We start from the raw sequence: 13,518 nt of genomic DNA, 5'->3' as shown, positions 1-13,518 counted from the left end.
GCGCTGCTGGTGATCGCGGTCACCGGTAACTGCCCACGGCCGGAACCACGACGGTGTACAGCGCCGACATGGTGGTGTTCAGGATGAAGACCAGCGCGAAGGCCAGCACCACGGCCTCGTTCACCGCGTTGGCCACGCCGCCGGCCCCGCCCTTGGCGTGTAGGCCCTTGAAGGTCGCGACCAGGGTCGCGGTCAGCCCGAACACCGCCGACTTGATCAGTGCCATAACGAAATCCGACACCTGGCCGTACTGGCTGAAGGTGGCCAGGAACGTTCCGGCGGGCAGGTGCTGCACGCTGATGTGGTACAGGTAGCAGGCCATCACGCCACCGAAGGTCACGATCGAGCACAGGGCCAGGGCCACGATGACGGCGGCGACCAGGCGGGGCGCGACGAGACGCTCGATCACGTCCAGGCCCATGACCTCCATCGCGTCGATCTCCTCGCGGATGGTGCGCGATCCCAGGTCGGTGCAGATCGCCGAACCGGCCACACCGGCCATCATCAAGGCGCACACCAGGGCCGCGGCCTGGCCGACGATGATGAACGCCACCACCGCGCCCGAGTAGCCCCCGGCACCGATGCGCCCGGCGAGCTCACCGACCGAGACCGCGATGAACACCCCGATGGGCATCATCAGCAGCAGGGCCGGCCCGGTGCACACCCGGCCTATGAACAGGGTCTGGGTGACGACCTCGTCGAGCACCAGGCGCCGGCGGACCAATGCGGTGACGACGCTGACGAGCGCCTGCACCGAGAAGCCGAGCACGTAGCCGCCCTGGACCAGGACGTCCCGTACGGGGCCCTTGGACGCTGGTAGCTCGTAGGTCATCGAGTTCCTTCCCCGCTGTGTCGTGGCACGCGCGGGGCCGACCGGTGATACCGGATGTGCTGAGCACCGTTTCGACCCCCCGGTCGCCTGTGGAGCATGTCACATTTCATGACGCCACCGCAACAATTAAGTGAATGGTCATTCTCGAGTCTCGATACCCATCTTGTGGGGTCTGTAGTGGTTCGATCCCGGCTGATGTGATCAATTGATCACATCAGTCCAGGCTGAATTCAAGTCGGCGTGTCGGACCAGCTCGACGGAGAATCACTATTAACTTAGCGCCCACAGGGGTGGCCGATCTGAGGTGGTGTCGGTATGTCGGGTGGGGTTGGGGAGCGTCGCTTGTCGCGACGGTCGTTTCTGGCGGGTACCGCCACTGCGGGGGTTGCCGCGGCGGCGCTGGGCAGGCCGGGCAGCGCGCATGCGGCGCCGGGGTCCACGGTCGCGATATTCGGTGCGGGGGTGGCCGGCCTGACTGCCGCGCACGAACTGGCCGAGCGCGGCTACCGCGTCACGGTGTTCGAACGAAAGGCATTGGGCGGCAAGGCGCGGTCGATCCCGGCGCCGAGCCCGGCCGGCAGCCCGCTGCCGGCCGAGCACGGCTTTCGGTTCTTCCCGGGCTTCTATCGCAACGTCACCGACACCATGCGGCGCATCCCGTTCGCCGGCAACAGCTCCGGGGTCTGGCAGAACCTGACTAGGGCCACGTCCTATCTGCACTCGGGGCTGGGGCGGGCGGATCTGACCATCCCGCTGCCGTTCCCTTTCCCGACGCTGCCCAACCCGATCACGCCCAAGGCCTTCATCGAATCGGTGGCCGCGGTGTTCCAGACGCTGTTCCGGCTGCCTCCGCTGGAGGCCGTGTACGCCGCACAGAAGCTCGCGGTCTATGTCACCAGCTGCGACGAGCGCAAGCTCGGCCAGTGGGACAACATGACATGGGAGAAGTACATCGGGGCGGACCGCAAGAGCAAGGAGTACAACCGCTATCTGGCCGATGGCATCATCCGGAACCTGGCCGCCTCCAAGTCCAAGGACGCCAGTGCCCATTCGATCGGGCTGGTCGGGGAGGCCTCGGTGTGGTCGATCCTGCTGCTGGGCAACGACATCGACGGCAAGGGATTCGACCGGGTACTCAACGGCCCCACCAGTACCCAGTGGATCGATCCCTGGGTGGCGCATCTGCAATCGCTCGGGGTGACGTTCCAGCTCGGGCAGGCATTGGCCCGGCTGACCCCCAACGGCAGGCACATCGCGTCGGCCACGGTGGTCGACGGCAACGGGGTGGCCCAACCGGTGGTCGCCGACTGGTACATCTCCGCGGTGCCGTGCGAGAAGCTCGCGGCGGTGCTGACCCCCGACGTGATCGCCGCCGATCCCAAGCTGGCCTCGGTGGCGGCGTTGCGCACCGAGTGGATGAACGGGCTGATGTTCTTCCTGCGCGAGCGCGTCGACGTCACCAAGGGGCACGTCAACTACGTCGACTCCGGGTGGGGGCTGACCTCCATCAGCGAGGCCCAGTTCTGGAAGCGGCCACTGACGTCCTACGGGGACGGCACCGTCAAAGACTGTCTGTCGGCGATCATCTCGGACTGGAGCACGCCGGGCAATTTCAACGGCCTCAGCGCCAGGCAGTGCACGCCACAGCAGATCGCGGCGGAGGCCTGGGCGCAGATCAAGGCGCACCTCAACGACACCAGCATCGTGGTGACGGACCGGATGGTGCACTCATGGTTCCTCGACCCGTCGATCATCGACTCTGGCACCCCCAATGTGCGCAACGACGAGCCGCTGTTCATCCAGGACCCGGGATCGTGGGCGCGCCGGCCCGAGGCCGTCACCGGAATCGACAATCTGTTCCTGGCCGGCGAGTGGATCAAGACCGACCAGAACGTCACGACGATGGAGGGCGCCAACGAGGGCGGCCGGTACGCCGCCAACGGAGTCTTGCTGGCCTCGGGCTATCAGGGGCCGAAGGTCAAGATCGTCGAGCTGTTCCAGGCGCCGTGGTGGGGCCCGTTCAAGGCGGCCGACAAGGCGCGGTACCGGGCCAAGCTGCCCCACGCACTGGACATCGCCGACACCCGCTGGCCCACCTGACCCGCTTAGTGAAAACAGTTCCCAACAACCCTACGATGGCTCGGTGACGTCGACCGGATCGGTACCCGTGCTGGCGGTCGCCGGGCATCTGGGCGCAGGCAAGACCACACTGCTCAACCACCTGCTGCGCAACAGCCGCGGCGTCCGCATCGGCGCGCTGGTCAACGACTTCGGCGCGGTCAACATCGACGCCATGCTGGTGGCAGGTCAGGTCGACGCGATGGCTTCGCTGACCAACGGGTGCATCTGCTGTGCTGTCGACGGCGACGAGGTCGGCGAGATGCTGGGCAAGCTGGCGGCCGTCAAACCCCGGCTGGATCTGATCGTGGTGGAGGCCAGCGGCGTGGCCGAACCGGCCTCGTTGGCCCGCACCATCATCACGGTCGACGATCCCCGCTTCCACTACGCCGGGTTGGCCCTGGTGCTCGACGGCCTGCAACCCGACCTGAGTCACGGACTGCCGGTCGCCGACCTGGTGGTGCTCAACAAGGCCTCCGCGTGCGACGACGTCGACGCCCTGCTCTCGCGGATCCGTGAGCTCAGTCCCCGGGTTCCGGTGCTGCCCACAGACTTTGCCCGCATCGACCCCGCGATGCTGATCGACCCGCCGGAGCGGACCCCGCAGGCCCAGCTGTCCTTCGACGAGCTGCTGCACGAGGAGCACGATCACGACCATCCCGAGTACCAGAGCGTCGAGTTCCGCACCGACGCACCGGTGAACCCGCGCTTGTTCATGGAGTTTCTGCGGGATCGCCCCGTTGGGCTCTACCGCGCCAAGGGTTTCGTCGACTTCGGTGCTCAGCGCTTCCTGCTGCAGCTGGTCGGCAGCTCGTTGCGGTTCGAGAAGCGGCGCTCGGGCGCCACCGAACTGGTGCTGATCGGCACCGGGATGGACACTGCGGCGGTGCTGGCCGGGCTTGAGCGCTGCGCCGGTGAGCCTGCCGACGAGAACGCGATGCTCGGGGTCCTCAAGCACGTGGTGTAGCTGGTGGCGGCGGTTTTTGGCCCGGGTATCCTGACCGCTCACCCGACTTCAAGGAGCCGCATTGTTCAAGGTCAACGAGTACTTCGGTGGCGACGTCGCATCGATCGGCTTCACGACGCCGGAAGGGCCCGCGACCGTGGGCGTCATGGCCGTCGGCGAGTACGAGTTCGGCACCACCCAGCTCGAGATCATGCGGGTGGTTTCCGGCGCGCTCACCGTCAAGCTGCCCGGCAGCCAGGAGTGGGAGACCTTCGCGGCAGGCACGCAATTCACCGTGCCCGCCGACAGCAAGTTCCAGGTGCGCGCCGACAGCGAAACCGCCTACCTGTGTGAGTACCGCTGACGTGAGGCGCTGCCGGCCTCTCTCGGTGCGTCGCTTTCTACCTCAGGGCTGTCCCACTGCGGAAGACACCGCCCTGGCGTAGAAAGCGACGAGCACCGCGTACGTGTGCGGACCACCCGATCCGGGTAATAACCACGCATGCGACCGATCACCTTGGCCAAGACGGCCACCGCGGCACTGACCACTGCTCTCGTCGGCGGGCTGGCCAGCCGGCCCGCGCAGTCCAGCTGGTACGAGCAGCTGCGCAAGCCGTCGTTTCAGCCTCCGCGACAAGCCTTTCCGATCGTCTGGCCGATTCTGTACACCGGCATCGCGGTGGTGTCGGCCCGCACGATCGACCGGCTACGCACCGACGGCCGTCAGGACGAGGCCCGCGACTACACCGTCGCGCTGGCCGGCAACCTCGCCGTCAACGCCGCATGGTCGTGGGTGTTCTTCTCCCAACGCCGGCTCGGCGCTGCGGCCGTCACCGCGGCCGCTTTGACCGCCAGCAGCGCGGATCTGACCCGTCGGGCGGTACAGGCCCAGGGTGCTCCCGGTGCGGTGCTCACGCCCTATCCGCTGTGGTGTGCCTTCGCGACGGCACTGTCCACGCGGATCTGGATGCTCAACCGCGACTGAGCGCGATCAGCTGAACGGCTTGCGCTGATCCAGCCGGTGTGAGGCCAGCCCGGCGGTGCGCCACACCCGCGCGACCCAGTCGTCGTCCTCTTCGGTCACCAGGTTGCCCATCACCCGCACGGCGATGTTCATCAGGAACGACGAGCGGACCGCGAGCGGGCCGGAGGCCGGCAGAAAGCGGGGCAGCGTGAGCAACAGCGCCAGCCTTCGGGCGATCGAGAACCCCCGGGCGTAATGGTCCTGAAGGAGTGCGGGCCAGGCTTGCGAGTAGTCGCCGGACCCCAGCAGCTCGGCCGCCAGCCGGCCGGTCTCCAGCCCGTAGTCGATGCCCTCGCCGTTGAGCGGGTTGACGCACGCCGCCGCGTCGCCCACCAGCATCCAGTTGGGCCCGGCCACCCCGGACACCGCGCCGCCCATCGGCAGCAGCGCCGACAGCGCGGCCCGCGGCTCCCCGGAGAATCCCCATTCCTCGCGGCGCAGCTGGGCGTAGTACGACAGCAGTGGCCGCAGGGCGGCGTGGGCGGGGCGTTTGGCCGTCGCCAGGGCGCCCACACCGATGTTCACCTCACCGTTGCCCAGCGGGAAGATCCAGCCGTAGCCGGGCAGCACCTGGCCCTCGGGGGAGCGCAGCTCCAGATGCGAGGTGATCCACGGCTCGTCGGCGCGCGGTGTGGTGAGGTAGCCGCGGATGGCGGTGCCGTAGACGGTGTCCTTGTGCCACGTGCGGCCCAGCACGCGCCCCAGGGTGGAACGGGCTCCGTCGGCGACGATCAGATGGTTGCAACCGATCGTGGCGCCGTCGTCGAGCTGTACGGATTCGACCCGTCCACGTGAGTCGTAGCTCACCTCAACGACTTTGGCACCCAGGCGCATCTTGGCGCCGTCGTCGGCGGCGACCGAGCGGATCCGATCGTCGAGTTCGGTTCGCGGGACCGCACTTCCGGTGGAGGGAAAGGACGGCCCGGGCCACGGCACCTCGACATCGGCGCCGAATCCCGACATCCGCAGACCGTGGTGCCGGATCCGGGTGTCGAGCCATGGCCCCATGCCGAGCCGTTCCAGCTCGGCGACCGCCCGCGGGGTCAGCCCGTCGCCGCAGGACTTGTCCCGCGGGAACTGCGCCGCGTCGACCACCTGCACGTCACGACCAGCACGAGCCGCCCACGCGGCGGCCGCCGATCCGGCCGGTCCCGCGCCGACGACGACCACGTCTGACTTGATATCCATTGCTCCCAGTATGTTGGACGAATGAGGACACCAGCGACTGTGGTGGCAGGCGTTGATTTCGGGGACGCGGCGTTCGCCGCCGACGTCCGGGACAGCGTCGCCAGGATCGAACAACTGATGTCCGATGAGCTGGGCAAAGCCGACGAGCTCATGGCCGAGGCCGTCCAGCACCTGTTCCAGGCCGGTGGAAAGCGGTTCCGTCCGCTGTTCACCGTGCTCGCGGCCTCCCTGGGCCCCCGGCCCGACGATCCCGAGGTCGCGATCGCCGGTGCGGTCATCGAGCTGGTGCACCTGGCCACGCTGTATCACGACGACGTGATGGACGAGGCCCAGATGCGGCGCGGGGCGCCCAGCGCCAACGCCCGGTGGGGCAACAACATCGCCATCCTGGCCGGCGACTATCTGTTCGCGACGGCCTCGCGGCTGGTCTCACTGCTCGGACCCGACGCGGTGCGTGTGATTGCTGACACATTCGCCCAGCTGGTGACCGGCCAGATGCGCGAGACCCGCGGTGCGGCCGAGCATGTCGACTCCGTCGACCACTACCTCAAGGTGGTCTACGAGAAGACGGCGTGCCTGATCGCCGCTTCGGGGCGCTTCGGCGCGACGTTCTCGGGGGCTGACGCCGACCAGATCGACCGGCTCCACCGGCTGGGCGGCATCGTGGGCACCGCCTTCCAGATCTCCGACGACATCATCGACATCGACAGCGATCCCGACGAATCGGGCAAGGTCCCGGGCACTGACCTGCGTGAGGGCGTGCACACCCTGCCGGTGCTCTACGCGCTGCGTGAGTCGGGCCCGGACTCTGAGCGGCTGCGCGAGTTGCTGGCCGGCCCGGTCGAGCGGGACGAGGACGTCGCCGAGGCGCTGATGCTGCTGCGCCGGTCGGCCGGTATGGCGCGCGCCAAGGAGACGGTGGCCGAGTATGCGGCGCAGGCGCGCGAGGAGCTGGCGGGCCTTCCGGCCGGGCCGGGGCGTGACGCGCTGGCCACTCTCGTGGACTACACGGTGAACCGGCACGGCTGATTCCGGAACCACGGGCGGTAACTGAGCGTTTAATCAGCGATGGTTGCCGAGTAGTTGCCTAGGAGGAAACTGCGATGACGTGGAACCCGCACGCGAACCGGATCAAGACATTTCTGCTGCTGGTCGGTTTTTCGGCGTTGATCGTGTTCGTCGGTTCGTTGTTCGGCCGCAACGTGATGTACCTGGCGGTGCTGTTCGCCGTCGGCATGAACGTCTACGTGTATTTCAACAGCGACAAGATGGCGCTGCGCGCCATGCACGCCCAGCCGATCACCGAGGTGCAGGCGCCCGAGATCTACCGGATCGTGCGGGAGTTGGCCACCACGGCGCATCAGCCGATGCCGCGGCTGTATATCTCCGACACCGCCAACCCGAACGCTTTCGCCACCGGCCGGAATCCCCGCAATGCCGCCGTGTGCTGTACCACCGGCATTCTGCAGATCCTCAACGAGCGTGAACTGCGTGCGGTTCTCGGCCATGAGCTCTCACACGTCTACAACCGCGACATCCTGATCTCGTGTGTGGCCGGTGCGATGGCGTCGGTGATCACCGCCCTGGCCAACATGGCCATGTTCGCGGGCATGTTCGGCGGTAACCGTGAGGGTACGAATCCGATTGCGATGCTGCTGGTTTCGCTGCTGGGCCCGATCGCGGCCACCGTGGTGCGGATGGCGGTGTCCCGTCAGCGCGAGTACCAGGCCGACCAGTCCGGTGCCGAATTGACCGGTGACCCACTGGCATTGGCCTCGGCGCTGCGCAAGATCTCCGGCGGTGTCGAGGCGGCGCCGCTGCCCCCGCAGCCGCAGCTGGCCGATCAGGCGCATCTGATGATCGCCAGCCCGTTCCGGGCCGGCGAGCGCATCGGCAAGCTGTTCTCGACGCACCCGCCGATCGACGACCGGATCCGCCGCCTGGAGGACATGGCCGGCCGCGGCCCCGGCCACTACTGAGCCTCGCTCCTTTTGCACCGCGAGCGTGCGTGTCTGCTGGTAGACACGCCGCTCGCGGTTCCTTTTTGCGTGCATTTTGCGCACGCTCGGCGGTGACGTCTCGCGACACCGGTTCCGCGAACAGCTTCAGATCCGCCGGTGGCCGGCGCGTTGGCGTCGGGCTTGGCGTCGGCGAACACCGCGATGGCTCACATGGCGATGCTTGCTGCGCTGTCGGCGGCGCGGCGGTGGGGCTGCTGGCGGCGGCGGTCGCAGGAGTATCGAGTCGACGAGCGAGGTGCCGAGCCGGCGCTTCCCGTCCGACGTGCACCCGGAGGACTGACAAGACACCGCGAGCGTGCATGAACTGCTGCCGAAACACGGTGTGTCGGGCAGCAGACACGCACGCTCGCGGTGCTGGGTGCTGGGTGTCAGAACCTTCAGAACCTACGCAGCGTCGGCGAGGGTCTCGATGTGCGTCGGCGTCACCCGCAGCACGCCGGCGCTGGCGATGTCGTAGAACAGGCCGATCACGTTGACGCGGCGGGCCAGCGGGTGCGCCTGCAGCGTCTGCACCTGGACGGCGATGTTGACCATCGAGAGCTGATCCACCGTGCCGAAGCCCGCTTCGGCGGCGGACACGGCCACGGGGTGCCGGCCCTCGTCGAACGCCGCGACGGACGGATTGCCATGGGCCAGCCAGGATTCCAGGTGTTCGTCGCCGGCGTCGGAATCGTCCAGAAGTGCGGTCATCGCACCGCAGCTGGAATGGCCGCACACCACGATCGAGGAGACGTCGAGCTTGTCGACGGCGAACGCGATGGCCGCTTCGATCGAGGCATCGGCCTGGTCCGCCGGCACGATGTTGCCGACGTTGCGGACCGTGAACAGGTCGCCCGGACCGCTACTGGTGATGACATTGGGCACCACCCGCGAATCGGCGCATGTCAGGAACAGCGTTTCCGGGTTCTGCTCGTGGGTCAGATCCTGCATGTGCGGGCGCAGCACCGGTGCGGTGCGCCGGTGGTAGGCGGCCAGGCCGTGAAGTACCGACGGGCTCTCCTGGGGCTGCCAGGAGCTCCACGGCACCACGCCCGAACGCTTGTCGAACGGGGTGAAATTGCGGATCGGCGGTCCCAGCACCGCGCTGTCCATCTCGACGGCGCCCAGGTCGTGCAGGTCGACGTTGCCGCCGGTGGCGCGGTGCTGGCGGCACCAGTCCTCGATGGCCTGATGGGCGGCGTGGTCGATGAAGTCCACGGAGAGTTCCACCGTGACATCGGCGCCCTCGGGCACGGTGGCCAACGTCTTGGTCAGCTTGGGCAGCGACAGGAAGGTGCAGGAGCCCTCGATGGTGACTCGCCAATCGTCCTGGCCGGCCGGCTCGGCGTGAATCTTGGTGCGCACCACCCGCCACACGGTCAGCGCGACCGCCAACACCAGTCCGATCGCCACACCTTCGAGCAGATTGAGGAAGACCACGCTCACGATGGTGATCAGGTACACCGCCAAATCACCTGTGAGCTTTGCCGTTTCGATATGGGCACGATTGACCAGTCGCAGACCGATCATGATGAGCAGGCCGGCCAGGGCCGCGGTGGGGATCATCTGGGCCAGGCCGGCAAAGGGCACGGCGAAGGCCAGCACCCACACCCCGTGCATGATCGCGGAGGCGCGGGTGCGGGCTCCGGCGGCGACGTTGGTGGAGCTGCGCACGATGACGCCGGTGATGGGGAGGCCGCCGATCGCGCCGGAGACCATGTTTGCGGTGCCTTGCCCGATCATTTCGCGGTCGAAGTTGGTGCGGGGTCCGTTGTGCATGCGGTCGACGGATACCGCCGACAGCAGGCTTTCCACGCTGGCGATCAGCGCGATGGTCAAGATGCCGCCTGCGAAGGCGGCCCAATTGCCGTCGGGCAGACTGGGCAATGCCAGCGCATCGATCAGCGACTCGTTGATCTGGATGCGGCTGACGTCGAACGGGGCCAGCACCGACAGGGCCGTCACACCCACGATCGCCACGAGCGGGGCCGGCACCTTGTTGACCGGGGCAGGAACCCAGCGCCACCCCACCAGGGTGATGATCACCAGCAAGCCCAGCAGCACGGCGGGCCAGTGGGCACTCATGAGCTGGGCGGGCAGCTCAGAGATGTTGGCCCAGGCCGAGCTGTTGGAGCTGCCGCCGAGCAGCACGTGCACCTGCTGCAGCGCGATCGTGACGCCGATGCCGGCCAGCATCGCGTGCACGACGACGGGCGAGATGGCCAACGCGGCCCGTGCCACCCGGCTCAGTCCGAACAGCACCTGCAAAATGCCCGCGCCCACGGTGATGGCGCAGGTCACGGCCCAGCCGAACTGCGATATCAGTCCGGCGACCACCACGGTCAGGCCGGCCGCGGGCCCGCTGACCTGTAGCGGTGATCCACCCAGGGCACCTGCCACGATGCCGCCGACGATGGCGGCGATGATGCCGGCCAGTACCGGAGCGCCGGAGGCAACGGCGATGCCCAGCGACAACGGCAGGGCAACCAGGAACACCACCAGTGAGGCGGGTAGGTCGTATCGCAGAACGGCCCGGGCCCGTTCGGCGAGTTGGGTGGTTTGCTGCATGACGTGCCTCCGTCTGGAGTTGGTGATGTGCGGAACCGCCTCGTTGCGGGTCCGCACAAAGATATTGACGCCGTTGTCGGTAACAACGGCGAAAGGTGTTGGAGCACAGTGCGACACAAGTCGACTTATGGCTCATATGTAGCTGGGCAACACCCAATTGCTGTGGGCGAGCGTATTTATCGCTGTGAGCGCGTGCAAGGAAGATTGGGCCATGCATAGAGAACCCAAATGTTTCGGTGGAGTATCGCGACCAGTGAATATGCCTGGTGCGCAGGGGAAATGATTCAACAAATGGCGACCGGCAGCACCAATTGTTCATCTTTTCGTTTGAAACTGTATGTATCGCAATATGTTTGAGCTGGATCACCACAGGTCACGAACGTGATCAAGATCATAGAAGAATCATAGAAACAGCATTCCCTTAGAACTCCATATGAACTCCGTGACAACACTCTGTGTGCTCCGCACAATGGAGTCATGACGACGATGTCCGTATCCCCCCGAGCCCAGCAACCCCGCCAGGCCATCCTCGGACAGTTGCCGAAGATTCACCGCGCCGACGGATCAGCAATCCGGGTGTTGCTGGTCGATGACGAGCCGGCGCTGACCAACCTGGTCAAGATGGCCCTGCACTATGAGGGCTGGGAAGTCGATGTGGCGCACAACGGCCACGACGCGGTAGCAAAGTTCGACGAGATCGAACCGGACGTCGTGGTCTTGGACATCATGCTGCCCGACATCGACGGGCTGCAGATCCTGCAGCGGGTGCGTGAGGCCGACGGGTACACGCCGACGCTGTTTCTGACGGCCAGGGATTCGGTGCTGGACCGGGTGTCCGGGTTGACCGCCGGGGCAGACGACTACATGACCAAGCCATTCAGCCTCGAAGAGCTGGTGGCCCGGCTGCGCGGGCTGTTGCGCCGGTCCAGCCACACCACGCCGCCGGCCGACGAGACCCTCAAGGTCGGCGACATGGTGCTCGACGGCGCCAGCCGCGAGGTCACCCGGGCCGGTGAGCCGATCAACCTGACGGTGACGGAGTTCGAGCTGTTGCGCTACCTGATGCGCAACCCGCGCCGGGCGCTGAGTCGCGCAGAGATCCTCGACCGGGTGTGGAACTACGGGTTCGGCGGGAAGTCCAGCATCGTGGACCTCTACATCTCCTACCTTCGCAAGAAGGTCGACACCGACCGCGAGCCGATGATCCACACCGTGCGCGGGGTGGGTTACATGCTGCGGCCTGCGTCGTGACCCGCTGATGCCGCCCAAAACCAAATGGTGGTGGCCGCGCTCGCTACGCCGCCAATTGGTGCTGGGTGTCAGTGCGATCGTCACGGTGGCGCTGGCCGCGGTCGGCGCGTTGTCGGTGTACAGCCTGCACACCTACGTGTCGACGATGAGCGACACCGAGGTGTCGCGGTCGTTGGCGGCGTTCAGCCACTCTTACGAGAAGTGGCGCGAAGGCCAGGCCGGTCACGTGATCACCGCCGACGCCGAGGCCCTCACTGCGTTCGTCGGTCAGGCCCCCGGCAATCTGATCGCGGTGCTGCACGACGGCGAGGTGATCCAGTCGGCGGTGTTCTCCGACGGTGAGCCGCACCCGGCTCCGGTCTCGGTGACGCGCGCCCTTGACCAGTACGGCTGGACCGACGAGCACCCGCGCACGGTGAAGCTCCCGGTGCTCGGCTCATATCGGCTGGCCAGCCAGCCCGCGGGCAACGGCGACGTGCTGGTGTCGGGGGTCTCGATGGAGAGCGCGAACCTGGTGATCGCCCGCAAGACCGTGACGGTCGCGGTGATGATCGTCGTGGCGCTGATCGCCACCGCATTGAGCACCGTGGCGGTGGTGGGCATCGCGCTCCGTCCGTTGCGACGGGTGGCGGCCACCGCGGCCAAGGTCGCGACACTGCGGTTGGACGGTGCCGATCACCGCATCACCGCGCGGGTGCGCGACAAGGACACCGACCCGGACAACGAGGTCGGCATCGTCGGGGAGACGCTCAATCAGCTGCTGGCCAACGTCGACAGTGCACTGGCAGAGCTGGCGGCCTCCGACCGGCGCACACGGCAGTTCCTCACCGATGCCAGCCATGAGCTGCGCACCCCGCTGGCGGCGATCCAGGGATATGCCGAGCTGACCCGCCAGGACAGCGCGAACCTGCCGCCGACCACCGAGTACGCGCTGGCGCGCATCGAAGCAGAGGCGCGCCGGATGACCGGACTGGTCAGCGACCTGCTGTTGTTGTCCCGGCTCAGTGAGGGCCAGGACCTGGAGACCGACGACATCGACCTGAGTGACCTGGTGGTCGACGCGGTCAACGACGTGGCCGTTGGCGCTCCCGAACATCACTGGGTGGCCGAATTGCCCGACAATCCATTGTGGGTGCGCGGCGACCTGGCCAGGCTGCATCAAGTCGTCAGCAATTTGTTGACCAATGCGCGTATACACACGCCGCCCGGAGTGACCGTCAAAATTGCATTGACCGAGGCCGATGAATTCGCTGAATTGACGGTAACCGATGACGGGCCGGGAATTGATGCGGAATTGTTGCCGAATCTTTTCGGCAGATTTGTCAGGGCCGATAAGTCGCGCTCACGAGAATTGGGTAGCACCGGGTTGGGGCTGGCCATCGTCGCGACGATCGTAGAGGCCCACCAGGGCACCGTCGCGGTCGCCTCCAAGCCTGGTGAAACAGTGTTTACTGTGCGTATCCCGCTGGCGGGCGAGGCCGCTCCGGACGCTGCGGCCGAGTATGCAAAAAATATGAATCTCGCCTGAATATTCAATGCCCGCCAATTCGCATGCGCGCATTCGTATGTGTTCAATATGAGTTGATGGACC

The 13,518-nt window shown here is 66.7% G+C and carries 11 protein-coding genes; 8 read left to right on the top strand and 3 right to left on the bottom strand.

Annotated elements, in window-relative coordinates; genetic code table 11:
- Positions 1 to 19: 19 nt before the first annotated feature.
- Complete coding sequence (locus ACNQR1_RS31360; protein ID WP_418049430.1) at positions 20 to 832, bottom strand: MlaE family ABC transporter permease; 813 nt, start codon at positions 830 to 832, stop codon at positions 20 to 22.
- 342 nt (positions 833 to 1,174) lie between these two features.
- Between ACNQR1_RS31360 and ACNQR1_RS31355 the strand changes: the two genes are divergently transcribed.
- From ACNQR1_RS31355 to ACNQR1_RS31340, 4 genes are all read left to right on the top strand, one after another.
- On the top strand, positions 1,175 to 2,932 hold the full coding sequence (locus ACNQR1_RS31355; RefSeq protein WP_418049429.1) for a hydroxysqualene dehydroxylase: 1,758 nt from the start codon (positions 1,175 to 1,177) through the stop codon (positions 2,930 to 2,932).
- Positions 2,933 to 2,975: 43 nt separating this feature from the next.
- A complete protein-coding gene (locus ACNQR1_RS31350) occupies positions 2,976 to 3,917 on the top strand; it encodes a CobW family GTP-binding protein (RefSeq protein ID WP_418049428.1) in 942 nt (313 codons plus the stop codon).
- 61 nt (positions 3,918 to 3,978) lie between these two features.
- Positions 3,979 to 4,260: a pyrimidine/purine nucleoside phosphorylase gene (locus tag ACNQR1_RS31345; RefSeq protein WP_418049427.1), complete on the top strand. Its 282-nt coding sequence runs from the start codon at positions 3,979 to 3,981 to the stop codon at positions 4,258 to 4,260.
- Between the two features lie 138 nt (positions 4,261 to 4,398).
- Positions 4,399 to 4,881 (top strand): TspO/MBR family protein, encoded by a 483-nt coding sequence (locus ACNQR1_RS31340; protein WP_418049426.1) that lies wholly within the window; start codon positions 4,399 to 4,401, stop codon positions 4,879 to 4,881.
- Between the two features lie 6 nt (positions 4,882 to 4,887).
- On the opposite strand, the gene menJ is transcribed toward ACNQR1_RS31340, so the two are convergent.
- Positions 4,888 to 6,108, bottom strand: a complete 1,221-nt coding sequence (menJ, locus tag ACNQR1_RS31335; RefSeq protein ID WP_418049425.1) for a menaquinone reductase — start codon at positions 6,106 to 6,108, stop codon at positions 4,888 to 4,890.
- A gap of 21 nt (positions 6,109 to 6,129) precedes the next feature.
- On the opposite strand from menJ, the gene grcC1 reads away from it, so the two are divergent.
- Together grcC1 and htpX are read left to right on the top strand one after the other, a co-directional pair.
- Entirely contained in the window at positions 6,130 to 7,137 is a 1,008-nt protein-coding gene (grcC1, locus tag ACNQR1_RS31330) for a nonaprenyl/(2E,6E)-farnesyl/geranylgeranyl diphosphat synthase (RefSeq protein ID WP_418049424.1), read from the top strand.
- A gap of 74 nt (positions 7,138 to 7,211) precedes the next feature.
- Positions 7,212 to 8,087: a zinc metalloprotease HtpX gene (htpX, locus tag ACNQR1_RS31325; protein ID WP_036441782.1), complete on the top strand. Its 876-nt coding sequence runs from the start codon at positions 7,212 to 7,214 to the stop codon at positions 8,085 to 8,087.
- 426 nt (positions 8,088 to 8,513) lie between these two features.
- Here htpX and ACNQR1_RS31320 read toward each other — a convergent pair whose 3' ends face one another.
- Positions 8,514 to 10,676 (bottom strand): SulP family inorganic anion transporter, encoded by a 2,163-nt coding sequence (locus ACNQR1_RS31320; RefSeq protein WP_418049423.1) that lies wholly within the window; start codon positions 10,674 to 10,676, stop codon positions 8,514 to 8,516.
- A gap of 477 nt (positions 10,677 to 11,153) precedes the next feature.
- Between ACNQR1_RS31320 and ACNQR1_RS31315 the strand changes: the two genes are divergently transcribed.
- Both ACNQR1_RS31315 and ACNQR1_RS31310 read left to right on the top strand, forming a co-directional pair.
- Positions 11,154 to 11,927 (top strand): response regulator transcription factor, encoded by a 774-nt coding sequence (locus ACNQR1_RS31315; RefSeq protein WP_328819280.1) that lies wholly within the window; start codon positions 11,154 to 11,156, stop codon positions 11,925 to 11,927.
- 7 nt (positions 11,928 to 11,934) lie between these two features.
- A complete protein-coding gene (locus ACNQR1_RS31310) occupies positions 11,935 to 13,455 on the top strand; it encodes a sensor histidine kinase (RefSeq protein ID WP_418049422.1) in 1,521 nt (506 codons plus the stop codon).
- The last annotated feature ends 63 nt before the right edge of the window (positions 13,456 to 13,518 follow it).

This window comes from Mycobacterium sp. 48b (assembly GCF_048282725.1).
GTDB lineage: Bacteria > Actinomycetota > Actinomycetes > Mycobacteriales > Mycobacteriaceae > Mycobacterium.
The sequence above is the reverse complement of the archived record's forward strand: the minus strand, read 5'-3'. Positions and strand labels throughout refer to the sequence as shown.